At 67.9% G+C, this 26,136-nt stretch carries 28 protein-coding genes; 16 read left to right on the top strand and 12 right to left on the bottom strand.

Going from position 1 to position 26,136, the window contains the following annotated elements; all coding sequences use genetic code 11:
* The gene (locus tag ACGFIF_RS26380) at nt 1-750 is read right to left on the bottom strand and encodes a ParA family protein (RefSeq protein ID WP_393158066.1); all 750 of its coding nucleotides are present in this window, start codon (nt 748-750) and stop codon (nt 1-3) included.
* A gap of 84 nt (nt 751-834) precedes the next feature.
* Here ACGFIF_RS26380 and ACGFIF_RS26375 point away from each other — a divergent pair, with 84 nt between their 5' ends.
* Together ACGFIF_RS26375 and ACGFIF_RS26370 are read left to right on the top strand one after the other, a co-directional pair.
* Nucleotides 835-2,358 carry an MFS transporter gene (locus ACGFIF_RS26375; protein ID WP_393158065.1) on the top strand — a complete coding sequence of 508 codons (1,524 nt, stop codon included), beginning with the start codon at nt 835-837 and terminating at the stop codon, nt 2,356-2,358.
* A 19-nt stretch (nt 2,359-2,377) separates the two neighbouring features.
* A complete protein-coding gene (locus ACGFIF_RS26370) occupies nt 2,378-3,235 on the top strand; it encodes an alpha/beta fold hydrolase (protein WP_393158063.1) in 858 nt (285 codons plus the stop codon).
* Here the strand turns inward: ACGFIF_RS26370 and ACGFIF_RS26365 are convergent, their stop codons facing one another.
* Both ACGFIF_RS26365 and ACGFIF_RS26360 read right to left on the bottom strand, forming a co-directional pair.
* The gene (locus ACGFIF_RS26365; protein ID WP_393158061.1) at nt 3,236-4,297 is read right to left on the bottom strand and encodes a hypothetical protein; all 1,062 of its coding nucleotides are present in this window, start codon (nt 4,295-4,297) and stop codon (nt 3,236-3,238) included.
* Complete coding sequence (locus ACGFIF_RS26360; protein WP_393158060.1) at nt 4,294-4,800, bottom strand: RNA polymerase sigma factor; 507 nt, start codon at nt 4,798-4,800, stop codon at nt 4,294-4,296. The genes ACGFIF_RS26365 and ACGFIF_RS26360 overlap by 4 nt, the downstream gene beginning before the upstream one ends.
* A 198-nt stretch (nt 4,801-4,998) precedes the next feature.
* On the opposite strand from ACGFIF_RS26360, the gene ACGFIF_RS26355 reads away from it, so the two are divergent.
* Genes ACGFIF_RS26355 through ACGFIF_RS26345 form a run of 3 tightly spaced genes read left to right on the top strand, consistent with a single transcriptional unit; the run spans nt 4,999 to nt 6,441 of the window.
* Nucleotides 4,999-5,811, top strand: a complete 813-nt coding sequence (locus tag ACGFIF_RS26355; protein WP_393158058.1) for a hypothetical protein — start codon at nt 4,999-5,001, stop codon at nt 5,809-5,811.
* Nucleotides 5,808-6,119 carry a hypothetical protein gene (locus tag ACGFIF_RS26350; RefSeq protein WP_393158056.1) on the top strand — a complete coding sequence of 104 codons (312 nt, stop codon included), beginning with the start codon at nt 5,808-5,810 and terminating at the stop codon, nt 6,117-6,119. The genes ACGFIF_RS26355 and ACGFIF_RS26350 overlap by 4 nt, the downstream gene beginning before the upstream one ends.
* A gap of 25 nt (nt 6,120-6,144) precedes the next feature.
* The gene (locus ACGFIF_RS26345) at nt 6,145-6,441 is read left to right on the top strand and encodes a hypothetical protein (RefSeq protein WP_393158054.1); all 297 of its coding nucleotides are present in this window, start codon (nt 6,145-6,147) and stop codon (nt 6,439-6,441) included.
* On the opposite strand, the gene ACGFIF_RS26340 is transcribed toward ACGFIF_RS26345, so the two are convergent.
* From ACGFIF_RS26340 to ACGFIF_RS26310, 7 genes are all read right to left on the bottom strand, one after another.
* Nucleotides 6,438-7,391, bottom strand: coding sequence for an ATP-binding cassette domain-containing protein (locus ACGFIF_RS26340; protein WP_393158053.1), 954 nt, complete (start codon nt 7,389-7,391; stop codon nt 6,438-6,440). The genes ACGFIF_RS26345 and ACGFIF_RS26340 overlap by 4 nt on opposite strands.
* 4 nt (nt 7,392-7,395) lie before the next feature.
* On the bottom strand, nt 7,396-8,208 hold the full coding sequence (locus tag ACGFIF_RS26335) for an ABC transporter permease (protein WP_393158051.1): 813 nt from the start codon (nt 8,206-8,208) through the stop codon (nt 7,396-7,398).
* The gene (locus tag ACGFIF_RS26330; protein ID WP_393158050.1) at nt 8,201-8,998 is read right to left on the bottom strand and encodes an ABC transporter permease; all 798 of its coding nucleotides are present in this window, start codon (nt 8,996-8,998) and stop codon (nt 8,201-8,203) included. Before ACGFIF_RS26330 ends, ACGFIF_RS26335 begins: the two co-directional genes overlap by 8 nt.
* A 294-nt stretch (nt 8,999-9,292) precedes the next feature.
* On the bottom strand, nt 9,293-10,132 hold the full coding sequence (locus tag ACGFIF_RS26325; RefSeq protein WP_393158048.1) for an alpha/beta hydrolase: 840 nt from the start codon (nt 10,130-10,132) through the stop codon (nt 9,293-9,295).
* 78 nt (nt 10,133-10,210) lie between these two features.
* Nucleotides 10,211-11,101 (bottom strand): RecB family exonuclease, encoded by an 891-nt coding sequence (locus ACGFIF_RS26320; RefSeq protein WP_393158047.1) that lies wholly within the window; start codon nt 11,099-11,101, stop codon nt 10,211-10,213.
* Entirely contained in the window at nt 11,101-11,718 is a 618-nt protein-coding gene (locus tag ACGFIF_RS26315; protein ID WP_393158046.1) for a MarC family protein, read from the bottom strand. Before ACGFIF_RS26315 ends, ACGFIF_RS26320 begins: the two co-directional genes overlap by 1 nt.
* Nucleotides 11,715-12,596, bottom strand: a complete 882-nt coding sequence (locus tag ACGFIF_RS26310) for a PHP domain-containing protein (RefSeq protein ID WP_393158044.1) — start codon at nt 12,594-12,596, stop codon at nt 11,715-11,717. The genes ACGFIF_RS26315 and ACGFIF_RS26310 overlap by 4 nt, the downstream gene beginning before the upstream one ends.
* Before the next feature lie 107 nt (nt 12,597-12,703).
* On the opposite strand from ACGFIF_RS26310, the gene ACGFIF_RS26305 reads away from it, so the two are divergent.
* Together ACGFIF_RS26305 and ACGFIF_RS26300 are read left to right on the top strand one after the other, a co-directional pair.
* Complete coding sequence (locus ACGFIF_RS26305) at nt 12,704-13,108, top strand: NUDIX hydrolase (protein WP_393158043.1); 405 nt, start codon at nt 12,704-12,706, stop codon at nt 13,106-13,108.
* A gap of 3 nt (nt 13,109-13,111) precedes the next feature.
* Nucleotides 13,112-13,864, top strand: a complete 753-nt coding sequence (locus tag ACGFIF_RS26300) for a GNAT family N-acetyltransferase (RefSeq protein ID WP_393158041.1) — start codon at nt 13,112-13,114, stop codon at nt 13,862-13,864.
* On the opposite strand, the gene ACGFIF_RS26295 is transcribed toward ACGFIF_RS26300, so the two are convergent.
* A complete protein-coding gene (locus ACGFIF_RS26295; RefSeq protein ID WP_393158040.1) occupies nt 13,846-14,421 on the bottom strand; it encodes a histidine phosphatase family protein in 576 nt (191 codons plus the stop codon). The genes ACGFIF_RS26300 and ACGFIF_RS26295 overlap by 19 nt on opposite strands.
* Nucleotides 14,422-14,548: 127 nt before the next feature.
* On the opposite strand from ACGFIF_RS26295, the gene ACGFIF_RS26290 reads away from it, so the two are divergent.
* Genes ACGFIF_RS26290 through ACGFIF_RS26265 form a run of 6 tightly spaced genes read left to right on the top strand, consistent with a single transcriptional unit; the run spans nt 14,549 to nt 22,086 of the window.
* On the top strand, nt 14,549-15,577 hold the full coding sequence (locus tag ACGFIF_RS26290; protein WP_393158039.1) for a LacI family DNA-binding transcriptional regulator: 1,029 nt from the start codon (nt 14,549-14,551) through the stop codon (nt 15,575-15,577).
* Between the two features lie 10 nt (nt 15,578-15,587).
* A complete protein-coding gene (locus ACGFIF_RS26285; RefSeq protein WP_393158038.1) occupies nt 15,588-16,880 on the top strand; it encodes a sugar ABC transporter substrate-binding protein in 1,293 nt (430 codons plus the stop codon).
* Nucleotides 16,881-16,884: 4 nt separating this feature from the next.
* Nucleotides 16,885-17,826, top strand: coding sequence for a carbohydrate ABC transporter permease (locus ACGFIF_RS26280; RefSeq protein ID WP_393158037.1), 942 nt, complete (start codon nt 16,885-16,887; stop codon nt 17,824-17,826).
* Nucleotides 17,826-18,638, top strand: coding sequence for a carbohydrate ABC transporter permease (locus ACGFIF_RS26275; RefSeq protein WP_393158036.1), 813 nt, complete (start codon nt 17,826-17,828; stop codon nt 18,636-18,638). Before ACGFIF_RS26280 ends, ACGFIF_RS26275 begins: the two co-directional genes overlap by 1 nt.
* Nucleotides 18,639-18,656: 18 nt before the next feature.
* Nucleotides 18,657-20,252, top strand: a complete 1,596-nt coding sequence (locus ACGFIF_RS26270; RefSeq protein WP_393158034.1) for a glucoamylase family protein — start codon at nt 18,657-18,659, stop codon at nt 20,250-20,252.
* A 13-nt stretch (nt 20,253-20,265) separates the two neighbouring features.
* On the top strand, nt 20,266-22,086 hold the full coding sequence (locus ACGFIF_RS26265) for a xylan 1,4-beta-xylosidase (RefSeq protein ID WP_393158032.1): 1,821 nt from the start codon (nt 20,266-20,268) through the stop codon (nt 22,084-22,086).
* On the opposite strand, the gene ACGFIF_RS26260 is transcribed toward ACGFIF_RS26265, so the two are convergent.
* The gene (locus ACGFIF_RS26260) at nt 21,992-22,753 is read right to left on the bottom strand and encodes a FadR/GntR family transcriptional regulator (protein ID WP_393158031.1); all 762 of its coding nucleotides are present in this window, start codon (nt 22,751-22,753) and stop codon (nt 21,992-21,994) included. The genes ACGFIF_RS26265 and ACGFIF_RS26260 overlap by 95 nt on opposite strands.
* Before the next feature lie 197 nt (nt 22,754-22,950).
* On the opposite strand from ACGFIF_RS26260, the gene ACGFIF_RS26255 reads away from it, so the two are divergent.
* The 3 genes from ACGFIF_RS26255 (at nt 22,951) to ACGFIF_RS26245 (ending at nt 26,132) form a co-directional block, all read left to right on the top strand.
* Nucleotides 22,951-24,228: an ABC transporter substrate-binding protein gene (locus ACGFIF_RS26255; protein WP_393158030.1), complete on the top strand. Its 1,278-nt coding sequence runs from the start codon at nt 22,951-22,953 to the stop codon at nt 24,226-24,228.
* A gap of 121 nt (nt 24,229-24,349) precedes the next feature.
* Nucleotides 24,350-25,294: a carbohydrate ABC transporter permease gene (locus ACGFIF_RS26250; RefSeq protein WP_393158028.1), complete on the top strand. Its 945-nt coding sequence runs from the start codon at nt 24,350-24,352 to the stop codon at nt 25,292-25,294.
* Entirely contained in the window at nt 25,284-26,132 is an 849-nt protein-coding gene (locus tag ACGFIF_RS26245) for a carbohydrate ABC transporter permease (RefSeq protein WP_393158027.1), read from the top strand. The genes ACGFIF_RS26250 and ACGFIF_RS26245 overlap by 11 nt, the downstream gene beginning before the upstream one ends.
* The last annotated feature ends 4 nt before the right edge of the window (nt 26,133-26,136 follow it).

Raw genomic sequence — 26,136 nt, 5'->3', positions numbered from 1 at the left:
TCAGAGCAACGCGCCGGCCAGCGCCCGGTAGGCCTTCGCACCGGGCGAGGCCGGCGACGTGCTCAGGATGGTCTCGCCGATCGCCGGCGCCTCCGCGAACCGGATCGACTTCGGGATCGCCGGCGCCAGTACGTCCAGTGAGTATGTGTCGGCGATCGTCTCCAGCACGGCCCGGGCATGCGTCGTCCGCCCGTCGTACAGGGTCGGCAGGACGCCGAGCACGTGCAGCCCCGGGTTCGTCAGCCGCTGGACGTCGTGGATCGTGTCAAGTAGTTGCCCTACGCCACGATGTGCCAATGTCTCGCACTGCAACGGAATCAGTACGTCGGACGCCGCGGACAACCCGTTCACCGTCAGCAGTCCGAGCGTCGGCGGGCAGTCGATGATGATCCAGTCGTACGACGACCGCAGTGGACGCAGCGCGGTCCGCAGTACCTGCTCCGGACCGCTCTCGCGGGCGAGCCGCACCTCCGCGGTGGCCAGGTCGATGGTGGCCGGCAGCAGGTCCGGCCCGTCCTCGAACTCCACCAGGATGTCGCGTGCCTTCACGCCGCCGAGCATGACGTGGTGGATCGACTTGTCCAGCTCCTCGGGGTCGATCCCGACCGAGAACGTCAGACAGGCCTGCGGGTCCAGATCGACCAGCAACACCCGTTGACCGCGCTCGGCCAGGGCAGCGCCGAGCGTCGCGACAGTGGTCGTCTTGGCCACGCCGCCTTTCTGGTTGGCTACCGCCATCGTGCGAGGCACCCGGCCATTGTGCCGCACGCCGGAACGCCCGGTCCCACCCCGGGGGTTGACCTCAACCTCTCTTTAACTTCCAGCATGGTGGGCATGACCGGAACCGCTGTGTGCCCCGATCCCCCGACCCCCGAGTGCGACGAGCCGAGGGTTGGTGCCCCAGCACGGGCCGGGCGGCGGGAATGGCTGGGGCTCGCGGTGCTCGCACTGCCGACCATCCTCATCGGTCTGGACGGGACCGTGCTGCACCTCGCGGCACCCGTGCTGAGCACGGACCTGGCCCCGAGCTCGTCCCAGCTGCTCTGGATCATCGACGTCTACGGCTTCGTGGTGGCCGGGCTGCTGGTGACGATGGGCACCGTCGGCGACCGGATCGGCCGCCGCCGGCTGCTGATGATCGGTGCCGCCGGGTTCCTGGTCGCCTCGGTCCTGGCCGCGTTCGCCACCAGTCCCGAGTTGCTGATCGCCGCCCGCGCGCTGCTCGGGCTGGCCGGCGCGACCCTGATGCCGTCGACGCTGTCACTGCTCAGCAACATGTTCCGCGATCCCGGTCAGCGGCAGCTGGCGATCGCGATCTGGATGACGAACTTCATGATCGGCGGTATGGCCGGTCCGCTCATCGGCGGCGTCCTGCTCGAACACTTCTGGTGGGGTTCGGTGTTCCTGATCGGCGTACCGCCGCTGATCGTGCTGCTGGTGGCGGCGCCGATCCTGCTGCCTGAGTTCCGGAACGTGCGGGCCGGCCGGATCGATCTGGTCAGCGTCGCGCTCTCCACCGGGGCGATCGTCCTGGTCGTGTACGCGATCAAGGAGACCGCGGAGGACGGGTTCCACTCGGGCGGGGTGGGCATCGCCGTGGTCGGCGTGTTCCTGGGCTGGGTGTTCGGGCGGCGCCAGTTGGGGCTGGCGGAGCCGCTGATCGATCTGCGGCTGTTCCGCCGGGCCACGTTCAGCGCGTCGCTCGGGGCACAGATGTTCGGGTTGTACGTGCTCGCGGCGATGGGGTTCCTGACGGTTCAGTACTTCCAGTTGGTGCTCGGCATGTCGCCGCTCCAGGCCGGGCTGTGGATGCTGCCGACGATGGTCGCCGGGATCATCGGCACGCTCGGTGCGCCGTGGGTCGTCCGTCACCTGCGGCCCGGTACGGCGATGACGCTCGGTTTCGTGGCCGCCGTACCAGGACTGGTCCTGATGGCCATGACAGGTCGGATGCCAATGGTGGTCGGGTTGGCTATCGCCAGTCTGGGCATCCAGGTGGTGCTGGCGCTCACGTACGACGTGGTGGTCAGCAGTGCGCCGCCAGAGCAGGCCGGTGTGGCGTCTGGCATGGGCGAGACGGGCACGGAGCTCGGTATCGCACTGGGCATCGCCATAGCGGGCAGTCTGGTCGCTGCGGTGTACCGCGCGGGCATCCCGGTCGGTGCGCCGGAGTCTGCTCGCGACACGCTGGGTGGTGCGATTGCGGCTGCTGAGCGCCTGCCCGGTCCGGTCGCGCAGCAGCTGCTGGAAGTGGCCCGCGACGCCTACACCAACGGTATCCAGCTGGCAGCCGTCATGTGCGCCGCCATTGTGGTCCTGCTCGGCGTGGCCACGGCCACACTGGTTCGGACGGACTGAGCAGATACCCTCTTTACTTGTGAGTACGCCGCGTTCGCTGACCTTGCCCGACGGGGTACGCCCCGCGACCCTCGAGACCGACCGTGGGTCCTTCGCCACCCTGATGGCCGTGCCGGACATCGGTACGCCGCTGGGCACGGTGCTGCTCGTGCCGGGGTGGACCGGCAGCAAGGAGGACTTCACTCCGCTGGTGGACCACCTGTGCCGCTACGGCTGGCGTACGGTCGCGGTGGACCAGCGCGGTCAGTACGAGACGCCTGGCCCGGCCGACCCGTCGGCGTACACGCTGGCAGAGCTCGGCGCCGACGTGGTCGCGATGAGCACGGCGCTCGGCGGCTACAGCCAGCTGGTCGGGCACTCGTTCGGCGGACTGGTCGCGCGGGAGGCGGTGCTCACCGATCCGTCCGTGTTCTCGACGATCAGCCTGATGTGCTCCGGTCCGGCGGCGTTCACCGACGAGGTGACACTGCAGGGCCTGCAGCTGCTGGCTTACGGGCTGGACAACCTGCCGATCGAGCAGGTGTACGACCTGAAACTGCAGCACGACAGCAGCGGCCCGGCGTACGTCGCACCGCCCGAGGAGATCGCGGCCTTCCTCCGGAAGCGGTTCACCGGCAACGTTCCGGTCAGCCTGGCGGAGATCACCCGGCGGCTGATGGACACGCAGGACAAGACCGACCAGCTGGCGAAGTCCGGCGTGCGGGCGCAGGTCCTGTACGGCGAGGGCGACGACGGCTGGCCGCTCCCGGTCCAGCGCGCCATGGCCGAGACCCTGGGCGTGGAGGCCCAGGTGATCCCCGACGCCTTCCACTCCCCCGCCATCGAGCAGCCGGCCGCGACCGCGCGTCTACTGACCAGGTTCTTCCACGACCGCTGACTACTTGACCGGCTTGACCGCGACCTCGAGGTCGAAGTTCTCGAGTCCGCCCGGCGTGAGAGCGGTCTTCAGCGCCTCGTCGTACACCAGGGCCATGATCCCGAACTTGTCGACGTCGGCGGCGCCGTAGCCGTACACACCGAGCCCCTTGTTGATCACGTCACCGATCGACGTACCGATCTTGGCCAGGTCGGCGTTGCTCAGCTTGACCTGGTGCACGCACAGGTTGCCGTCGTACACCTTCTCGAACGCGGTCCGGAAGGCCGCCAGATCACCGTGCGCCACCCCGATCGTGTACACCTCCGGCGCACCCGGCGTGTGGCCCTTCGGATACAGCACGCGCGGGTCGTTGGCCTGGTCCTGGCGAGAGTCGAGGAACTTCGAGACGGCTACCTTGTCGATGTCGAGGTACCCGGCCTTCCACCCGCCGGCGGGCTCCGGGCAGGGCACCTGGTCCGGCGGGACTTGCAACTCCGCCGTGGTCGACCGCGTCTGTGGCACTCGCTGGTCCTGGACCTCGATCGCCTGGCCGGCCCAGATGCCGGTCACTTGAGTCTGACCGGTCCGCACCCCTTTGATCGTTTTGGCGTCGGCGAGTCTGCTCAGGTCCAGGCCCTTCAGCGTGACGGCATACTGCGGCTCGCAGGACGGTGCCGGCTCCTGGCCCTTCGCCCAGCCGATCGCGGGCCGCGGCAGCGGCGGACAGAACACCGGCTCCTTGCCCGGCGCGGCGATGACCTGACCGCCCACCTCGACCCGGTCACCGTCGCGGACGAGCAAGTCGTCGTTGGGAGCTTGATTGCCTTGAGCAAACGCTTTCGACGTCGAGTTGGTGCCGGCCGGACCGGCGACGGGCTCCTTGTCACCGCCCGGCAGGACGGTGAGCGCGGCGGCGGCGATCGCGGCGACGCTGGCGGCGGCGAGTGCCGGCACCCAGGCGCGCGGGCGGCGGCGACCGCCGAGCATACGCTCCAGGTCGGGCTCGGGGGCTGACGGCTGGTCGGCACGCCACCGCGCGCCGGCCCGCGCCAGCAGGTCGTCGACCTCGTCGGTCGGGTTCATTCGCTGACCTCCAGCAGGGTACGCAGGCGGGCCCGCGCATCGGACAGGGTGGACTTGACGGTGCCTTCGGAGCAGCCCATCACCGCGGCCGTGTCGGCAACCGACAGGTCGGCGAAGTAGTAACAGTCCACCGCGAGGCGTTGCCGTGCCGACAAGGTGGCGAGCGCGTGGTCCACATCCATCCGGGCGTCCAGATCCGGCCGCGACACCGGGCCGTCATGGTCCTCCAGCTCCCCGACCGGCCGCAGCCGCCGGGCCGCCTTCCGAGCCTGGTCCGCGGTGATCGCCAGCAGCCAGGCCGAGGCGGTCCCCCGGCTCGCGTCGTACTGACTCCGCTTGGACCAGGCGCGCGCGAGCGCCTCCTGGACGATGTCGTCCCGGTCCGCGCCCACCGCGAGCCGCGCCGCCAGACGAGCCATCGCCGGCAGATGCGGCCGCACCCACTCCGCAAACCCGAGCCCGTCCGAAGGCGGCCCCACCACCACCGCCGGCTCATCCGTCATCGTCGGCATACCCTGTCTACCCCCGAATCCCACTTCCGGTTGGGTCCCTACCCGATTTCCAACGACCCCACCCACCCCAAGTCACACCCCACCCCCCGTTCGTAACCTCCCCGAGTTATCCACAGATCCCCAAAACCCACCCCACAGCCATCGCCCCAGTAACTACGGTCGAAGAACCAAACGACCTGGGGAGACCACATGCCACCCGCCCCGGCCCAACCACCCGAACCGTCCACCCTCCACCAAGCATTCGAACGCAACGGCCCCCTCGACTGGGGGGAGAACGCTCTGACCGCGGCGGACATAGCCCGCGCCCACGGCGCCAAGGCCTCGAGGAAGAGCCTTCAACTTCTGGAGCGGACCGTTGCCCTCGAGCCACGGATAACTGCCCAGTTCCTGGCCTCTCTGCCGCCCACTGCCTCGCCGTACCACCTCGCCAGCCGAGTCAAATCGCCGGACTCGCTGGCCCGGAAGATCCGGAACGCATCGGCGAAGCGGAGTCGGATCCCTCTGGACGACGTCTTGCGATACACGGCGCTCACCGCGTCGTCCAACGAGTTGGTCGACGCCGCACGCCATACGATCGATCGACTGACAGATCAGGGCTGGCGGGTGACGTACGCCGTCCAGTCGTACACCGACGGATCCCGCTACAAGGGCGTTCACGCCTATCTCGCCGTTCCGGGCATCGACCGTGTCGAGGTGCAGTTCCACTCCGCCGCCTCGGCGAAGGTCAAGGAGTTGACAACTCCTTGGTACGAGATCGAGCGCAGCGCCCACGCGTCGAAGGATGAACGCGCCGCCCGGAAGAAGTGTGTTGATCTGTCGGCGACGCTGTCAGCCCCACCAGGCATCGACGGCCTGACCGAGCTGGGCGGTCGCACCGTGGCGGTCTGCAACTACTCTGACTCCAGAGCGCGGCCGGTTCCCCCGGAGCGGCTGTCGACGAGCGCGCCACGAGCAACTGTACACACGCCAGTGACCACGAAGAACGACGGGATGATGCGATGAAGCTCTATCTGGTCAAGCAGCAGGGCGAGCCGCTGTGGGTAGCAGCTTTGGCGCACGAAACCATGTATGCGTACGTGGCGAACACCGGGAAGTTCCATGACAACAATGCCTTGCGCAACGACTATTACATGGAACGGGACTTCAGCTACGAGGAGATCGGGCCGGCTGAGGCGCGGCGACTGATTGACGACGGACTCGGGCGACTGGACGAAGCCGAGGAGGCCGAGGATCTCGCCGTGTGGCAGGCCGATCCCAAGCCGCTCGACCCCGCGGATGTGCTCTCCATCGCGGCCGGCTACAACCGCTGAGGTCGTTGTGACTCGCCTGTACTTGGTGAAGGACGGGGAGCGGGAGCTGTGGGTGGCGGCGTTGGTGGAGGAGGATGTTTGGACTTATGTGGTGAACACGGGGAAGTTCCACCGCAACGAAGGGGCTCGGCATGCCTTCTACTTCTTGAATGAGTTGGAGTATGTCGAGATCGGGATTGCTGAGGCGCAGCGGTTGATCGGCGCCGGGGTGGGGGCGGTTGACGAGCAGGAGTTTCCGGACTCGGTGCGACGGTGGCGGGAGGACGACCAAGGGATGGATGCCGAGGTGGTGTTTGCCTCGATGGTTGCTGATCTCGCCTAGGTGCGGGTGGGCGTGTAGAGCTGGGTGATGACGGATTCGATGGTGGGTTCGGCGATGGTTAGGTCGAGCAGGGGGTAGTTGGCGGCTATTTGGGAGAGGAGGGGGGCCGCCTTGGTGGTGGTGGGGAAGGTCAGGTGCTGGCGGGGGCCGTCTACCTTGACGACGGTGGCGCCGGTGATCTCGATGGGTGGGAGGGAGGTGGCCAGGTCCACTACCAGGGTGCGGGGGGCGGACTGGCTGGCTTTGAGGCCTTCGAGGGTGCCGTCGAAGATCTGGTGGCCGTGGTCGATGACCATGACGCGGGTGCAGAGGGCTTCGATGTCGTCGAGGTCGTGGGTGGTGAGGATGACGGTGGTACGGCGTTCCGCGTTGACCTGGGCCAGGAACTCGCGCAGCCGGGCCTTGCTGATCACGTCCAGGCCGACCGTCGGCTCGTCCAGGTAGACGATCTCGGGATCGTGCAGCAGAGCGGCCGCGATGTCGCCGCGCATGCGTTGGCCCAACGACAGTTGACGGACCGGTACGTCGAGCAGATCGCCGAGGTCCAGCAGTTCGACGAAAGTGGCCAGGTTCTCCGCGTGCCGGGCCCGCGGGACGTCGTACATCTTCTGGAGGACGGCGAACGAGTCCTTCAACGGCAGGTCCCACCACAGCGTCGTACGTTGACCGAAGACCACTCCGATCCGCTTGGCCAGCTTGAGCCGATGGCGCGACGGGTCCACACCCGCGACCCGGATCGAGCCGCCGCTCGGGACGAGGATGCCGGTCAGCATCTTGATCGTGGTCGACTTGCCGGCGCCGTTCGGCCCGATGTACCCCATCACCTCCCCCGGCTCGACGGTGAACGACAGTCCGTCCACCGCACGGACCTCGCGGCGGGTACGGCGGAACCCGGTCCGCGACGAAATGGTGAACGCACGGGACACATCGGACAACTCGATGACTGGCATGGGCTCAACTCCCTGTACTGCGGTAACGACGGAGACCGCCCCGCCACGCCAGTGACGCCAGCGCGACCATCGCGGCGGCGACCACCGGGGACAGCAGGCCGATCCAGGACGGCAACCCCAACGGCGCCGGTTTGCCCAGCACGAACAGCACCGGGTAGTAGTTGACGAAGGCAAGCGGTACGACGAAGGTGACGGCCCGGACGATGTCCTTGCCGAAGACGTTCAGCGGGTACTGAGTCAGCGTCTGACCGCCGTAGGTGAACGCGCTGGCCACCTCGGCCGAGTCGACCGAGATGAACTGGAACGCCGCGCCGAGTACGAAGATCGCGGCGAAGATGATCGACCCGGTGATCATCGACAACCCCAGCATGAGGCCCTTGGCAACGGTCCAGTCGACGTCGAGGTTGCCGAGCGCGAACACCAGGACGACGCCGGCCTGCAGTGGCCGGCCGATCCGGCGCAGGGCGAACCCGTCCGCGGCGGTCTGGATGAAGGCGGGCATCGGCCTGATCAGGTAGACATCGAGCGAACCGTCGCGGATGCGCTGCCCGACCCGCTCGATCGAGCCGGTGACCAGGTCGGCCAGTCCGAGCGTCATCGAGGCCGTTGCGTAGAGCAACGCCATCTCCCCGAGCGTGAACCCGCCGAACGCGTCGATGTGGCTGAACATCAGCACGATCGCGGCGAAGTCTGTCAGCGTAATCATCATCCCGGTGAACAGCATCAGCAGGAACGACAGCGGATAGGCCAGGGCCGACCGGATCCACATCAGGACCAGCATCCAGTACTGCCCCGGCACCCGGCGGAGCTCAACCACCTTGGATCACCACCTTCCGGGTCGCGAACAACGTGGTGACCTGACAGATCAGCAGCAGCACCAGGAGCCAGCCGAGCTGGAAGACCAGCGCGGACACCGTCCCGCCGGGATTGCGGCCGAGCCAGATGTCGATCGGCACCTGCAGGGTCGCGGCCCACGGCGTCGCCCGGGCGAACTCGCCGATCCAGCCGGGGAACACCACCAGCGGCAGGATCGTCCCGGAGAAGAACAGCGAGAGCATCAGTCCGAGAGCCTCCATCCCGCGCGAGTCGATGATCCAGAACCCGGACAACGCGACCAGATACCGGATGCCGAAGCTCACCAGGATGCCGAACACCAGCCCGACCGCGACGGCGAGCCAGCTGATCACGCCGGACGGAAACTTGAGGTCGAACACCAGCGATCCGACCAGCAGCGGCGCGCCACCGCGAACGATCAGCTGGAACATCGCCCGCCCGAAGTCGACCGAGAGCCACCACAGCAGCAGGTGCGTCGGCCGGTACAGGTCGACCGCGATCTCGCCGCTGCGGACTCGCTCGCCCAGTTCCACCGTGGTGGTGGCACCGAAGATCCCGATCGGCATCAGCAGGCCCTGCTGCAACCAGACGAACGTCAGCGCGTCCGAGACGTCGTACCCGCCGAGACCTGGGCGCTCGTGCCAGAGCGTCAGGTAGACACCGCACAGGATGAACCCGAACACGGTGTTGGTGAACGCGCCGGACGCGGTGGCGATCCGGTACGTCGAGAACCGGCGGAACGACCGTACGCCGATCGCCCAGTAGACGCCCACGGCAACCTCCTCTCATCGCTCGAGGTGGTGTCCGATCGGTCCAGCGGCACGCAGAACTGCCCCCGGATCTGGAAAGACCCGGGGGTTCGGACACCACTGTGACAGGCATGGATGACCCACGCCGTTATCAAGGAAAGGATCGGACACTACGACGCCCAGCCGGCGACCGTCAACTGGGTTACGTGCAGCTGGTCGGAACCAACCACGATCGGACGGCGCGGGTGGTGTGTGTGGGGAGGAATTTGCGACCGGCTCGGGCGTGGGACCCCTCAGACCCACGCCCGGGCCGGTGGATCAGGGGAGGTCGGCTTCCAGGAGGCGGGCCAGCAGCGTGGCGAAGGGGGCGGGGTGGCTGGCGTAGCCGGTGTGGCCGCCGGGGAAGGTGACGACGGGCCAGCCGAGGTGGTCGGCGATGATCTGGATCGGGCGGCCGGGGAGGTATTCCGCGGAGACCAGTCCGGCTGCGGGGACGATCTTGTCGGCGACCGTCTTCAGCGTGTCCAGGTCCGGGCGGTAGCGGGTGAACGGCAGCAGTTTGTGCTGGTAGAAGCTTCCCGAGTTGGCGCGCATCCGCTCGAAGAGTTCGACGAACTCGGGCAGCAGGTCCTCCGGCGGCGGCAGTTCGTCCTGGTCCATCCCGGTGCCGATGCTGAACAGCAGGTCCGCGGCGTCGAGACCGTCGCGGTGGTACGTGTCGTACACGTCCTGGAAGAAGGCCCGCGCATCGACCGCGTCCGGCAGCACCTCGACGACCGGCGGCTCGTGCGCGACCAGCATCCGCACCCGGTCGGGATGCCGGGTGATCAGCTCGAGCCCGGTGATCGCGCCCGAACTGCTGCCCAGCACGTACGCCGGTTCGTCACCGGCGACCGCCTCGATCACCGCCAGCGCGTCCTCGGCCGACTGCTCGACACTCTCGTCCCGGGGCTCGCCGTCGTACCGGCTCCTCGAGTTGCCGCGCGGGTCGTACGCCACCACCGTGTAGTCCGCCGAGAGCTGGCCGACGATCCCGCCGAAGATCCCCGCGTCCGTTCCGCCACCCGCGATCAGCAGCAGCACCGGCCCGGATCCCGACACCTCGTAGTGCAGCGTCGCACCCGGCACCGGCAGCTTGTTCACAGTCTTCGCGCCCATCAGGCAACCCCTCTCTCAGTTGCCCTCAGCTTCCAGCCCTCCGCTGGCATCCCGCGCACACAGCGCTGGCACGCCCCATCAGCTCGCGTCCTCCAGCGGGATGGGCGAGCTGTCGTCCAGGCCGGCCCAGGAGTCGCGGGGTGGGGCGGCTCGGCGGCCTTCCGGGCAGGTGCGGACGAAGTCGCACCAGCCGCACAACGGTGACGGCTCCGGTGGGAACGCCTCGTCGGCTTGCGCCGGGGTCAGACCTTCGTGCCAGCGGGCCTCGGCGGTGACGGCGTCGTCAGCGATCGACTCGGCCCGACGCTGGTGCCGAGCCAGCGAGGCGTCGTCGTGATCGGCGGCCGCGACGGTGTTGGTCGGCAGGTGGTGCAGCTCGACGAGGGTGCACTGCTTGTGCAGGACCCGCCGCGCACCCAGCACATACAGCGCCATCGCCAGCGACGACCGCGCATCCGTCGAGGTCAGCGGGCGACGGCCGGTCTTGTAGTCGACGATCGCCAGCTCGGTCCCGCCGCTGCCATCTCGGGCCGGCCGCTCGTCGATCCGGTCCACCCGGCCGCGCAGGGAGGCCCGTTCGGTGGTGAAGGCAACGGTCCGCTCCACGCCGCGTGGTACGTAGTACGGATCGGAGTCGCGGAGATAACCCAGGACCATGGACGTCGACCGATCCCGCCAGTCCAGCGACTGTCGTTCGTCCCGGAAGCCCTCGCTCCGCCAGCTCGACCGCATCTTGGCGACCACCTCATCCGGCGTACGGCGGGCAGCCGGCCAGCGACCGAAGAAGTCGGCGAGCACCTCGTGGACGATGGCTCCGACCGTTTGGTGCGCCCACGGCGGACCCTTCGACGGCCGCGGCGTCTCGAGGTAGGTATAGCGATACTTCCGCTTGCAGTCGGCGAAGGTGAGCAGTTTCGTCGGCGTCGCGACGAAAAGCGCCGCCGGCATCCCGGGCAGCATGTCGTCCATCAGCCCGCCTTGATGAAGTCTGTCACCGCATCCGCAACCAACTGTACGGCGATCGCGCTCAGCAGCAGACCGGCGATCCGGGTGACCAGGAGGACGCCGTTCTCCCCCAGGACCCGCATGATCACGCCGGAGAACCGCAGCGTCAGCCACATCACCAGGTGGATCAGGACGATGCCGATCGAGATCGCGACCACGTCCGGCACCGAACCGTCCGCGCGCTGCACGAACACCATCGTGGCGACGATCGCACCCGGTCCGGCGAGCAACGGCGTACCGAGGGGGACGAAGGCGATGTTGACGTTCTTGGTCTGGACCGGATCCTCGGCGGTGTCGGTCAGCAACTGCAGCGCGATCAGCAGGAGCAGCAGACCGCCCGCGCACTGCAGCGCCGGCAGCGTGATGCCGAGGTGGTGCAGGATCTGCTGGCCGAATGCCGCGAACACCACGATCACGCCGAACGCAACCAGCACCGCCTGCCAAGCGGCCTTCTTCCGGACCGCGCGGGACTGGCCCGCGGTCAGTGAGATGAACACCGGAACGGTGCCCGGCGGGTCCATGATCACGAACAACGTGACAAAGACAGAGCTGAGCAGCGACAGGTTGATGACATCGTTCACGGCAGGTAGGCCTCGGGCACCGTCGCGTCCGCGGCCGCCGCGTTGATCTTCGCGACCTCGAGAAGCCGCTCGAACTGCTCCGGCTCGGTGGAGTTCACCCCCAGGTCGTGGTCGATCTTGCCGTCGCCGTGGTGGTCGCTCGAGCCGGTGTAGATGATGCCGAGGTCCTGGGCGATGCCGCGGAGCGCCGTCCGGGACTCGGGCGAGTGGTCCTGGTGGTCGACCTCGATCCCGGCCAGGCCGTGGTCCTCGACCAGCCGGGCGATGGTGTCCGCGGTCATCACCTTGTAGCTGGACCGGCCCCAGGGGTGGGCGATGATCGGCACACCGCCGGCCTCGCGGACCAGGTCGATCGCGCGGCCGGGCTCGATCGCGTAGTGCGACACGTGCCCGGGCCGGCCGTCGGCGAGGAACCGGTCGAACGCCTCGCTCCGGTTGGCGACCGTGCCCTTGGCGACCAATGCGTCGGCCACGTGCGGCCGCCCGACCGACGGCGTACCGGTCGCCTGGGCGAGCACCTCGTCGACGGTCAGGTCGACGCCGAGGCCGTTCAGCCGGGCCACGATCGACGGGATCCGGTCGGTGCGGCCGTCGCGAACGATCCGCAGCTCCTCGGCCAGCCCCGGGTACGACGGATCGGGCAGATACCCGAGCAGATGGACGCTGATGTAGTTGAGCTTGCAGGAGATCTCGATCCCGGGGACGAATCCGAGGCCGAGGTCCTCCGCGGCGCGCCGTCCGTCGGCCCACCCGTCGGCCGTGTCGTGATCCGTGAGCGCGATCACGTCCAGGCCGGCCCGCTTGGCGTGCGCCATCAGGACGTCCACCGGGTCGGTGCCGTCCGAGCGGTTCGAATGGGTGTGCAGGTCGATACGCACGAGCGGGGCCGGATCCCTTCCATGGACAACTGTCAGGGCTGATGCTATCTGCGCCCGACCCCAGAACCGGTCGTTATCCACAGACAGGCTCTATATGGTGTGGTGGCATGAATGCGCACCGCGTCGACTGCGTCGGAGCTCTCGTGTACGACGACCGGCACCGGCTACTCCTGGTTCGCCGGGCGGATGAGCCCAGTCGCGGCCTCTGGTCGCTGCCGGGCGGCCGGGTCGAGCCGGGTGAGGACGATCCGACCGCGGTGGCCCGTGAGGTCGCCGAGGAGACCGGTCTCACAGTCACAGTCGGCCCGCTGGTCGGCGAGGTCGAACGCGAGGGCCCGAACGGCCAGCTCTATGTCATCCGCGACTACGAGGCATCGGCGGTCGGTGGCACGCTCACCCCTGGTGACGACGCGAGCGACGCGAAGTTCGTCAGCCGTGACGAGTTCGACAACCTGCCGACCGCCACGCTGCTCGCCTCCACGCTCGCCCAGTGGAACGCCCTCCCGGGCTAGCCGATGCGCGCGATCGAGGAGAACGCCGCTGAACTGCTGATGGCGATGGGTGCCGCCGGCGGTGGGGTGCAGCGAGACGACGGCACCGTGCGCTGGACGATCGGCGGCTCACCGATCGACTACCACAACGCGGTGGTCGCGGCGGACCTTACGAGTGACGACAACGTCATCGCCGAGTCGATCCAGTTGATGAACCAGTACGCCGTACCGGGAAGCTGGCACGTGGGCCCGTCCATGCGCCCGGCGGATCTCGGCAAGCGATTGCTCGACGCGGGGTTCACGTACGGTGGCAGCGAGCCCGGGATGGCGGTGAAGCTGTCCGAGCTCCGGAGACCGGCGGAAGTGCCCGGGCTCGAGATCACCCGGGTGGACAGCGACGAGGCGCTCGCCACGTGGGAGGCGACGCTCGGACGTGGTTTCGGCGAAGGCGAGAAAGAAGCGCGGTGGGTCGCGGAGGTGTATCGGCGGCTCGGATACGGCGATCCCTGGCGGCACTACCTGGGCCGGGTCAACGGTGAGGCGGTCGCGACAACAACTGTTTTCCTCGCGGCCGGAGTGGCCGGGGTCTACTTCGTGATGACCGTTCCCGAGGCGCGCCGCCGCGGCATCGGCGCGGCGATCACCTACGCCGCTCTCCGAGAGGTCCACGACGTCGAGTACGGCGTACTCGGCGCATCCGAAGCCGGGAAGTCCGTGTACGCCGCCCTCGGGTTCGAGGAGCGCTGCACCATCGATCTCTACGAATTCCATCGGTGAACAGCCGGTGAGCCGCGCTCCCAGCCGAGCACCGAGATGGTGGCCGTGTTGAGGACGAAGTGACGGCCTCCGGTGACGTCGAGCTCCAGCCAGCGGGCGGTCAACGCACGCAGAGCGTGGGAGTGACCGAACACCAGGACGTCACCGGGTACGGCGGCGATGCGGGCGTTGACGCGGTCGAGCCGGGCGGCGACCTGGGCGGGGGTTTCACCGTTGGGTACCGGATGCGACCAGACCGTCCACCCCGGCACGGTCGTGCGGATCTCCGCGGTGGTGATGCCTTCGTAGTCCCCGTAGTCCCATTCGACCAAGTCGTCGTCCACCTCGGCATCCCCGAAGCCCGCGAGTTCCGCGGTCCGGCGGGCCCGCTGCCGCGGTGACGTGAGCACCAGCTCGAACGTCTCCCCTGCCAGCTTCTCCTTCAGCGAGGCGGCCACGTGTTCGCCCTCCGCGGTCAGCGGAAGGTCGGTCGTCGACGTGTGCCGGCCTGACTTGCTCCACTCGGTCTCGCCGTGCCGGATCAGGAACAGCTGGTCCTGTCGCTCAGTGGTGGTCACACCCTCATCTTCGCAAAAACAAGCACCGCATCGTCGGAGATGACCCCCGAGGTCTTGACCAATCCACCCCGGACAGGGCAGGGTCGAAAACTGTAAGCGCTTCCACTCCGACCCCCAGGAGCAAGCAGTGGCCTCCGGACCCACCGGCCGGCCGGCGACGATCTACGACGTCGCGGCCCGGGCGAAACTGTCGATCGCGACGGTTTCGCGTGTCCTGCAAGGGACCGGACCGGTGTCGGAGAAGGCGCGGACCCGGGTCGACCAGGCGGCACGCGAGCTCAACTACGTACCGCTGCGCGCCGCCCGGAGCCTGGCGGTACAACGGCACGAGGCGCATGGGCTCGTGCTGCCCGACCTGGCCGGCCCGTTCTACGGCGACCTGCTGATGGGGTACGAGCGCTGGGCCGGCGAACACGGCCAGAGCGTCATCATCACCGTCACCCACGGCAACCCCGATCCGCGCCGCACGGTCCGTGACCTGGCCGGCCGGGTCGACGGAATCGTTGTCCACGGCAACGCTTTGGACCAGCCCACGATCCAGGGTCTGCGCAAGGCCGACGTACCGATCGTCCTGATCGCCCGCCCGCCGGTCACCGGCTGTGACTCGATCCGTAGCGAGAGCGCGGCCAGCGCCGAGCAGCTCACCACCCGATTGCTCGACCACGGCCGCACCCACCTCCTCTTCGTCGGCGACCCGGCCAGCTCGTACGACGTCTCCGAGCGGTACGCCGGTTTCGCCAAGGCACACGAGGCCCGTGGGCTGCAGGTGCCGAAGCCGGAGCGGGTTCCGCTCACGGAGGAGGCCGGTCGCGAGGTCGCCGAGAAGGTGCTACAGGCAACCACCCGCCGACCCGACGGGCTGGTGTGCGCGAACGACGAGTTGGCGCTGGCGGCGGTGGCCGCGCTCAAGGCGAACGACGTCGCCGTCCCAGGACAGATCGTGGTGACGGGATGGGACGACGTGATGGCGGCGCGGTATGTGTCGCCGGGGTTGACCACGGTGCGGCAGCCGATGACCGAGCTGGGACGGCTGGCGGCACAACGACTTCACGAGCGGGTGACGGGCGAGCGGACCCGCGCGCGGAACGACGTACTGGCAACACAACTCGTGCTGCGGGACAGCTGCGGCACGGGGGATGCAGCAGTAACCGAGTGAGGAGACACAGATGATCACCCACAGCATCCGCCGCCGGCTGGTGATCGGCAGCGCTGCGATCACCGCCACTGCCCTTGCCTTGGCAGGGTGTGGCAGGTCGGAGGACTCCCCCAGCGGGAGTTCACAGGCGACCACGACGGTCAGCGAAGGGCCGGCCACCGGCAACCTGACCGTCTGGGCGATGGGCACCGAGGGCGAGAACCTGCCCAAGCTGATGGAGCAGTTCCAGCAGGCCAACCCGGGCGTGAAGGTCACCGTCACGCCGATCCCGTGGGACGCCGCGCACAACAAGTTCACCACCGCGATCACCGCGCAGACGCTGCCGGACGCCGCGATGGTCGGCACCACCTGGATGGGCGAGTTCGCCGACCTCGGCGCCCTCGACCCGACCCCGGAGGGCTTCGACAACGCCAGCTTCTACCCCGGCGCGCTGGACACCACCAAGGTCGGCGGCACGCAGTACGGCGTTCCCTGGTACGTCGAGACGCGGTTGGTGTACTACCGCAAGGACCTGGCCGCCAAGGCCGGTGTCACCACGCCGCCGACCGACTGGGACGGCCTGAAGGCGATGGCGAAGGCGATGAAGGAGAAGGCCGGCGCCAAGTACGGGATCAACCTGCAGCCGGGCGGCAGCGGGTCCTGGCAGACGGTGATGCCGTTCGCCTGGTCCGCCGGTGCGAACCTCACCACCGACGACCAGAAGGAGTTCACCTTCGACACGCCGGAGATGCAGGAAGGGCTGCAGTACTACCAGAGCTTCTTCACCGAGAAGCTGGCCGGTACCGACCTGCCGCCGAACCAGACCGAGGCGCAGTTCGTCAGCGGCCAGGTGCCGATGTTCATCTCCGGGCCGTGGATGGCGGGCTCGATCGCGAAACTCGGCGGTGACGCGATCAAGCCGAATATCGGCGTCTTCGAGATCCCGAAGAACAAGACCTCCACGTCGTTCGTCGGCGGCTCCAACTTCGTCGTGTTCAAGACCACGAAGAACAAGGACAGCGCCTGGAAGCTGGTCAAGTTCCTGTCCGAGGCGAAGACGCAGGCCGCCTGGTTCAAGATGTCGTCCGACCTGCCCGCGGTGAAGAGCGCGTGGGAGGACCCGAGTATCGCCTCCGACCCGCTGCTGCCGGTCTTCGGCAAGCAGCTCGAGTCCGCCAAGGCCCCGCCGGCGATCGTGAACTGGGAGCAGGTGGCGACCGCGTTCGACACCGAGATCGAGAAGATGGCGAAGGCCGGCCAGTCCCCCGCCGACACCGCCAAGGCCACCCAGACCAAGGCCACGGCGATCGGCACGGGTAGCTGATCTGATGTCCACCGTCACGGAACCGCGCGCCCGGGCGGCACCCGCCACCCCGCCACCCGGGCGTCCGCGGCGACGCCTCGACCACCAGACCGCCACCGCGTGGATCCTGGTGCTGCCGTTCGCCGTGCTGTTCCTCGCGTTCACCGCCGGGCCGGTGCTCGGGTCGCTGCTGATGAGCTTCACCGACATGCGCCAGCGTGATCTCCGGACGCCGTTCGCGGTGAACGGTGTGGGGTTCGACAACTACGTCAAGGCCTTTCAGGACGAGACGTTCCGGAAGGCCGCGTTCAACACCGCGTACTTCGTCGTCATCGGCGTACCGCTGACCCTGGTGGTCGCGCTGGCCGCCGCGGTGTTGCTGGACCGCGGGCTGAAGCGGTTCCAGGGCCTGTTCAAGGTCGGCTACTACCTGCCGGTGGTGACCTCGATCGTCGCGATCGCGGTCATCTGGCGGTTCGTGCTGGCCCCGGACGCCGGTCTGCTGAACACGGTGCTCGGATGGGTCGGCATCGACGGGCCGAACTGGCTGGCGTCGAAGACGTGGGCGATGCCGTCGCTGATCGCGATGGCGGTCTGGCGGAACTTCGGGTCCGCGATGATCATCTTCCTGGCCGGGCTGCAAGGGATCCCGCAGTCGGTCGAGGAGGCCGGCCAGATCGACGGTGCGAACCCGTGGCAACGGTTCCGGTACCTGATCCTGCCGTTGCTGCGACTGACCATCCTGTTCAACTGCGTGACGACAGGGATCGGTTACTTGCAGTTCTTCGAGGAGCCGTTCGTGATGACCGAGGGCGGTCCGCTGAACAGCACCATCTCGGTGTCGATGTACACGTACCAGCAGTTCGGGTTCGGCAACTACGGCCTGGCCACGTCGATGGCGTACCTGCTGTTCGTCGTGATCGCGGTCGTCACGTTCATCCAGTTCCGGTTGCTGAGGGAGAAGTGATGCGCCGTACCTGGTGGATCTACCTGATCGGGGTGCTCGGCCTGATCGTCGTCGCGGCGCCGTTCGTCTGGATGCTGCTCGGCAGTTTCAAGACCCAGGGCGAACTGCTCCGGGTCCCGCCGACCTGGTTGCCGGACCAGCCGACGAACCAGAACTACGTGGACCTGTTCAACAAGGAGAGCTTCCCGCGCTACTTCCTCAACTCGACGGTCGTCGCGCTGGCGGTGACGGCCGGGAACCTGGCCTTCTGCTCGATGATCGGCTACGCGCTGGCCAAGCTGCGGTTCAAGGGCCGCAACGCGCTGTTCGTGCTGGTGATGGCCACCCTGATGGTTCCCGGCATGGTCACCTTCGTGCCGCTGTTCGTGCTCGTCACCAACGCCGGGATGGCGAACAGCTACCCCGGCCTGATCCTGCCGTTCCTGGTCTCGCCGTTCGGTGTGTTCCTGATGCGGCAGTTCTTCCTCGGGCTGCCGGACGACCTGATGGACGCCGGCCGGGTGGACGGCAGCAGCGAACTGGGCATCTTCGCCCGGATCATGCTGCCGCTGACCAGGCCGGCCCTGGCCACGCTCGGCATCCTCACCTTCCTCGGTTCCTGGAACAACTTCCTCTGGCCGCTGGTGATCGCCCAGACCCAGGACAAGTACACCCTCCCCGTCGCCCTGGCGCTGTACTCGAAAGGCCAGAACGCGCAGAACTACGGCCTGTTGATGGCCGGCGCGGTCGTGGTCGTCATACCCGTGCTGGTGATGTTCCTGATCTTCCAGCGCCACGTCACCAAGGGCATCGCCGTCACCGGCCTCAAATAGACCTTCTCTGGAGACAAGATGACCGCCAACATCAGTCGCCGCACCCTGCTCACCGCCACCGGCTCCGTCGCTCTCATCGGTGCCACCTCGGCCAGTACGTCGTACGCCGGGCCGGCGTCGAATCATCAGGCTGATCCGGCCGCGCTGCTCAAGGGCAACTGGCGCCCCACCAAGACCGATCGTGCCCTCGTCGGCCGCTGGGCCCGCGACACCTGGCGCAGCCTGGTCGCGATGACCGACGAGACCACCGGCCTGCCCGCCGACAACATCGGCGAGTCCGTGACGAACCCGGTCCGCAGCGGCTACACCTCACCGACCAACATCGGCGGCTACCTGTGGAGCACGGTCGTCGCCCGCCACCTCGGCATCATCTCGCCGCAGGAGTCGTACCGCCGGATCACCCAGACCCTGACCACGATGACCAAGGTCGACCACCACGACCCGAGCGGCATGTACTTCAACTGGTACGACGAGGCGACCGGCGAGGTGCTGACCACGGACCCGGACGGAACCAGGGCGATCACGCCGTTCGTCTCGAGTGTCGACAACGGCTGGTTCGCGGCCGCGCTGATGGTGGTGCGCAACGCCGAACCGCGCGCCCGCGCCCTCGCCGACTCCCTGCTGAACAAGATGAACTTCGCGTTCTACTACAACCCCGCGGCCAGGCCGGGCGGACTGATGCGCGGCGGCTTCTTCGAGACCTCGCCGCCGGACGAGGAGACCGACAAGGGCAACCACGCGGGTGTCGGACCGGACGTGTACTACCGGAAGTTCCACTACGACACGTGCAACACCGAGGCCCGGATCGCGCCGTACATCGGGTTCGCCCTCGGACAGGTCCCGCACACGCAGTACTTCGCCACCTACCGGACCTTCCCGGACTCGTGCGACTGGTCCTGGGTGGAGCAGCGGCCCAAGGGCGTGCACCGGACGTATCTCGGCCTCGACGTGTTCGAGGGCACGTACTCGTACCGCGGCATGCGGCTGGTGCCGTCGTGGGGCGGCGACATGTTCGAGTCGCTGATGCCCGACCTGTTCGTCCCCGAGTCGACGTGGGCGCCGCGGAGCTGGGGGATCAACCACCCGCTCACCGTCCGCGCGCACATCGAGCACGGTATGGACGACGCCAAGTACGGCTACTGGGGCTTCTCGCCGGCCTCGAACCCGAAGGGCGGGTACTCCGTGTACGGCGTCGACGCGATCGGGATGGACCCGGGCGGCTACCCGTCCGACCTGGAGGCGACGAACTACGACGCCGGCTTCGAGGGGTGCCGCGAGGGTGTGAACCCGAACCCGACCTTCGGCGACGGCGTGGTTACCCCGCACGCGGCGTTCCTGGCCATGCAGTACGCGCCGCGGCAGGCGATCGACAACCTGTCCCGGATCGAGACGAACCTCAAGGCGTACGCCGGTGGTGGCTTCTACGACTCGGTCGCGGTGCGGTCCGGGACGATCGCCAAGCGGTACCTGTCCCTCGATCAGGCCATGGTGATGGGTGCCATCGGCAATGTTTTCGCGAATGACGTGATCCGGCGGAACTTCAGCAGCCGGACGGTCGAGCAGAGGATCCGGCCCCTGATCGCGATGGAGCAGTTCGAATCCGGCCTCGAATAACGGGAGACACTCTATGCAGCACGACGAAGCCAAGGCCGACTGGGACGCACGGATCGCCGTGCGCAGCGACGAGGAACGGGGGTTCGCCTTCCCGGACCTCGATCCACCCAAGGAGGTCACCGCGATCGGCGGGGCCGGTCAGGTCACCATCGACTGGTCGCCGGTGGACGGCGCGGTGGGATACCTGATCCTGCGCGGGACCGGTGACCACGGTCCGCTCGAGCCCGTCGACCACCACAGCGGTGACGTCCTGTCGGTCCCGGCGCCGCCGTACGTCGACACCACGTGCACCCCGGGGACGCCGTACCGGTACGCGGTCGCGAGCGTTCCCGAGGTGACCGTGGCCGGGCGGGCGAGTGCCGTCGTCGGCGCCGTTCCGTCGGTTGCCGACGGCACGGTTCCGGTGGTCTCGGTCACCGTGGACGCGGTGGCCGAGGGCACCCAGCTGCCCAAGCCATGGGCTCCGATGGTGGGCAGCGAACGGCTCAGCCAACTGCTCTGTACCGACCGCAGCGGCGGCCGGGAGATCGGCGCCGAACTGGAGCACGCGCTCCGGCGGATGCACGACGAGATCGGGGTCCGGACGGTCCGGGCGCACGCGATCTTCCACGACGACACCCGCGTCTACACCGAGGTCGACGGCGAACCGTCGTACGACTTCTCCGTCGTCGACGCGATCTACGACAAGTTGCTAGCGATCGGGCTGCGGCCAGTGGTCGAACTCGGCTTCATGCCACGCGATCTGGCCAGTGACCCGTCGAAGACCGTATTCGCGTACGGCGCGATCATCTCACCACCCAAGTCGTACGAGCGGTGGCACGACCTGGTCCGCGCACTGGTGCAACACCTCGTCGAGAAGTACGGCCTCGACGAGGTGCTCACCTGGGACTTCGAGGTCTGGAACGAGGCCAACCTGGAGGTCTTCTGGTCCGGCACCAAGGCCGAGTGGCTCCACCTGTACGACGCGACCGCGGCGGCGGTGAAGTCGGTCGACGCACGACTCGCGATCGGCGGACCGTCGTCGGCCGCGGCCGGCTGGGTCGACGACCTGCTCGCACACGCGGCCGCGAACGGATCGCCGGTGGACTTCGTGTCGACGCATACCTACGGAAGTCCGCCACTCGACGTCCAGGCTTCCCTGGATCGGCACGGGTTCAGCGACGCGCGGATCCTGTGGACCGAGTGGGGTGTCACGCCGACCCACTTCAACCCGATCAACGACTCGGTGTTCTCCGGCGTGTTCCTGCTGCGCGGGATGCGGTCGGCGGCCGGTCGGGTCGACGCGCTGGCCTACTGGGTCGCGTCCGACCACTTCGAGGAGCTGGGTCGGCCGCCGCGGTTCCTGCACGGCGGATTCGGCCTGCAGACCGTCGGTGGACTGGCGAAACCGCGCTACCACGCGATGAGCCTGCTGAGCCGGCTCGGGCCAGTCGAGCTGCCGGTGACGCTGACCGGTGACGGCGGCGGGAGTCTGGTGGAGGCGTGGGCCTCACGGGATGGCGACCGGATCGCCGTACTGCTGTGGAATCTCACCCTCGACCAGACCAAGGCCGACGGTGCACCCGAGCTGTCCAGGACAGTTCACCTCGAGCTGCCAGGGGTGGATCCGTCCTGGCAGGCCACGGCCACCACTCTCGGCATCGGAGTCGGGGATGTCTCGGCGGCCGCGGCCGAGCTCGGGATCGGTGACTGGCCGACCGAGGATCAGCTCGCCGAACTGGCCGAACGCAGCCGGCTGGTCAGTACTCCGCTGGCATGGACCGGGTCAGCACTCGAGCTGACTTTGCCGATGCCTTCCGCGGCCTTGGTGGAGCTTCGACAGCATCAAGATTGACCGCCTCCTGGATCCAGCGTTCGACGCCGGCAATGTGCACCGTCGCCCAGGACCTGGCCACCTCCGGTTCGCGCCCCTCGATCGCGTCGAGGATCGCCCGGTGTTCGGCCAGCGTCCGGGCGACGGCGTCGTTCTGGGTCAGGCCGCGCCAGATCCGGGCCCGGTAGGTCGGCTGGCGCAGGCTGTCGATGATCGAGGCGAGGGCGCGGTTGCCGCTGCCGATCGCGAGCAGCCGATGGAACTCCACGTCACTGGCGAGCAGGTCCTCCACCGACGGCTCCGGGCCGAGCTCGTCCAGCAGCTTGCGCAACGCGGCGATGTCCGTGTCCGCCATCCGCAGCGCGGCCCGCGCGGCCGCGGCCGGCTCGAGGATCCGCCGTACCTCGAAGAACTCCAAAACGGACGCGTCCTGGTGCAGGTCGAGGACGAAACCCATCGTCTCCATCAGCAACGCCGGATCGAGACTCGTCACGAACGTGCCGTCACCCTGACGGACCTCGAGCACCCGGATCAGCGCGAGCGCCTTGACCGCCTCGCGCAGTGAGCTCCGGGACAGGCCGAGACGCGCGGCCAGATCCGGCTCGCGCGGCAGCCGGTCGCCGGGCCGCAGCTCGCCGGTCACGATCATCTGCTTGATCCGGTCGATCGCCTCGTCGGTGACCCGCACGCACACCTCCTGACCTGACGGTGGAAACATCCGATGTCAGCGTTGCACACATCGGATGTCTTGGCGAGTTTCTTACGCTCAGCTTTTCGTTTCGACCCTGAAATAAGGACATGAAGTGTTGACTCATGTCAAGTGTTCGTCATATAGATCGGATGAATCACTTCGTTCTCGAGGTACCAGTTCCCCTGGAGGTCAGGATGTACCGAACACCAGCGCGAGCCCGCCGTTGGGCGATCGCCACCCTGTCGGCCCTCGCGCTGACGGCCGTGGCCGCGTGTGGGGGCAACGACGGCAGCGGCGGCGGTGGCGACAGTGCGGGATCGGCCGACAAGGCCGACCTGACCTGGTCGTTCTGGGTCGGCGGCACCGAGGATCAGGCGGCCTGGCAGAAGGTCGCCGACCAGGCGACCACCGATCACGCCGGCATCACCGTCAAGCTCCAGGGCACCGACTGGAACAACTACTGGTCCAAGATCGGCACCCTGCTGGCCAGTGGCAAGGCACCCTGCATCATCGGTATGCAGAGCCTGCGGACCGCGTCGTACGCGAGCGCGATGCTGCCGCTGGACGACCTGATGAGCAAGTACGGCCTGAAGACCGAGGACTTCGACAAGCCGATCATGGACGGCCTCAAGGTGGACGGGAAGCAGATCGCGATCCCGTACGACTCCGGCCCGATGGTGATCTTCTACAACCGCGACCTGTTCAAGGCCGCCGGTGTGGCCGAGCCGAAGCCGGGCTGGACGATGGACGAGTTCAAGGCGGCCGCGAAGAAACTCACCGCCGCCGGGAAGAGCGGCCTGGTGACGACCCCCGGCGACCTGGGCGTCACGTCCTGGGTGCGGACCCTGACCGGCGCGGAGCCGCTGGCCGACGGCAAGCTGAACCTCACCGACGCGAAGTTCACCGAGGGATTCTCCGAGTACGCCGACTTCGTCAAGACCGACAAGATCGCGCCGCAGGTGCCGGGCGGCAACCCTGACTTCGAGACCCAGCAGTTCGTCGGCGGCAAGGCGGCGATGCAGCTGAACGGGCCGTGGTCGCTGATCGACACCAAGGGCAAGGTCAAGTTCCAGCTCGGTATCGCGCCGATCCCGGCCGGTGCCGACGGCTCCAAGACGTACACCGCCGGCTCGGGCTTCGGCATCTCCCGGTCCTGCAAGACGCCGGACGCCGCCTTCCAGGCGATCATGTCGATGACGAGCGAGAAGCCGCTGACCACGCTGGCCGCGGCCGGCCGCGCGTACCCGGCCCGGATCGCCGCGCACCCGGCCTGGTTCACCGCGGCGGGGATCGACGGTGCGAAGGAGACGATCGACTACGCCTCGGAGAACTCGATCCCGCTGGTCACCTCGAAGAACTGGGTCCAGGTGGCCGACCTGCTCAACCGGTTCGGGACGCAGGCGCTGAACGGTGAGATCCCGCCGGAGCAGGCCCTGAAGACCATCCAGGACCAGGCAGGCGCCGGCTCCTGATGGCTGTGCACATGGCCGGGCCTCCGGCACCGGCGTGGTCATGGGGCCTTGGCTCCCGGCCTTCCCTCGTCGCTCCAGTCGCTTCGCTCCCTGCGCTCCTCAGTCCAGGCCGGGAGGCCCCATGACCATCAACACCACGACCGTTGCCCCGCCCAGCGTCCCGCCCGGGACGCAGCGGGTGGGGCGCCGGCCCGCGTTGCGACGGGACGGCCGGTATGCCGGGCTCTTCCTGGCGCCGAGCCTGTTCGGGCTGGCTTTGTTCACGCTGTTCCCGACCGCGATGGCGCTGGGGATCAGTCTGTTCGACTGGCCGGTGTTCGGCGAGCGGCAGTTCCTCGGCATCGACAACTACACGCACCTGCTGAACGACCCGGTGTTCCGCCGGGTGGTGCTGAACACCGCGCTGTTCGTGGTGCTGTACGTACCGCTGAACGTGGTCGTCTCGCTCGGGCTCGCGGTCTGGCTGGGGCCGAAGATCAGGGGCCGGCAGGCGTTCCGGGTGCTGTTCTTCATCCCGGTGATGACGCCGATGGTCGCCAACGTGATGGTCTGGCGGCTGCTGTTCCAGCCGGGCGGCCTGATCGACACCGGGATGCAGAGCTGGTTCGGCGTGACCGCGCCGAACTTCCTCGGGTCGTCGAACTGGGCGATGTTGTCGATCGTGGCGATGTCGGTCTGGCAGGGCTTCGGCTACAACTTCCTGGTCTTCTCCGCCGCCCTCGACCAGGTGCCGCAGTCGCAACTGGAGTCGGCGCAGATCGACGGCGCCGGGCCGTTGCAGCGGTTCCGGTACGTCATCTGGCCGATGATCACCCCGTCGATCTTCTTCGCCACCACGATGACGCTGATCACCTCGTTCCAGGTGTTCGCGCAGCCGTTCATCCTGACCCAGGGCGGTCCGGGTGTGTCCACCCAGACCATCGTCATGTACGTCTACAACCAGGGCTGGCAGTTCCTCACCATGGGACTCGCGTCGGCCGCGGGCTGGGTGCTGTTCGTGATCATCATGGGCATCACCGCGATCCAGTTCATCGGCCAGAAGCGGTGGGTGCACTATGACGTCTGATACCGGCAGCGCCGTCCGCAAGGTCCGCAGCGGCGTCTCGCACATCCTGCTGATCCTGGTCGCGATCCTCTTCCTCGGGCCGTTGGTGTACGCCGTCTCGACCTCGCTGAAACCGGCCGACGAGGTGTTCACCCCGACCCCCGAGCTGTTCGGCTCCGAGATCCGCTGGCAGAACTACGCCGACGCGTTCACCTTCGCGCCGTTCGGCCGCTACTTCATGAACAGCATCTTCGTGGCGATCGCCGGCACCGTGGTCGTGGTGATCGCGTCGAGTATGTCGGCGTACGCGTTCGCCCGGCTGAAGTTCAGGGGCCGTGAGCAACTGTTCGTGCTGTTCCTGGGCACCTTGATGGTGCCGCAGGAAGTGCTGATCGTGCCGATGTACTGGCTGATGCAGTCGCTCGGCTGGGTGGACAGCTACTGGGCGCTGATCCTGCCCTGGGCGTTCACCGCGTTCGGCACCTTCCTGCTCCGGCAGTTCTTCCTGACGGTCCCGGCCGAGCTGGAGGAAGCGGCCCGGGTGGACGGGTGCGGGCCGATCAGGTCGTTCCTGCAGATCATGCTGCCGCTGGCCCGGCCGGCCATCGCGGTCCTGACCGTGTTCACCTTCATCAGCTTCTGGGGCAGCTTCCTGTGGCCGCTGATCATCGTGAACAGCGTCGAGGACAAGGGCACGGTCCCACTCGGCCTGGCCCAGTTCATCGGCCAGCAGGGCACCCAATGGAACCTGATGATGGCGGCGTCCGTGCTGGCGATGCTGCCGACCGTCCTGCTCGTCATCCTGCTGCAGAAACATCTTGTCCGCGGCCTGCTCGTCACCGGTTTGGGCGGCCGATAGAAAT

Source organism: Kribbella sp. NPDC049174, from assembly GCF_043197365.1.
In the GTDB taxonomy this organism is placed as follows: domain Bacteria; phylum Actinomycetota; class Actinomycetes; order Propionibacteriales; family Kribbellaceae; genus Kribbella.
Note: the sequence above shows the minus strand (reverse complement) of the source record. Positions and strands in the feature narration are given on the sequence as shown.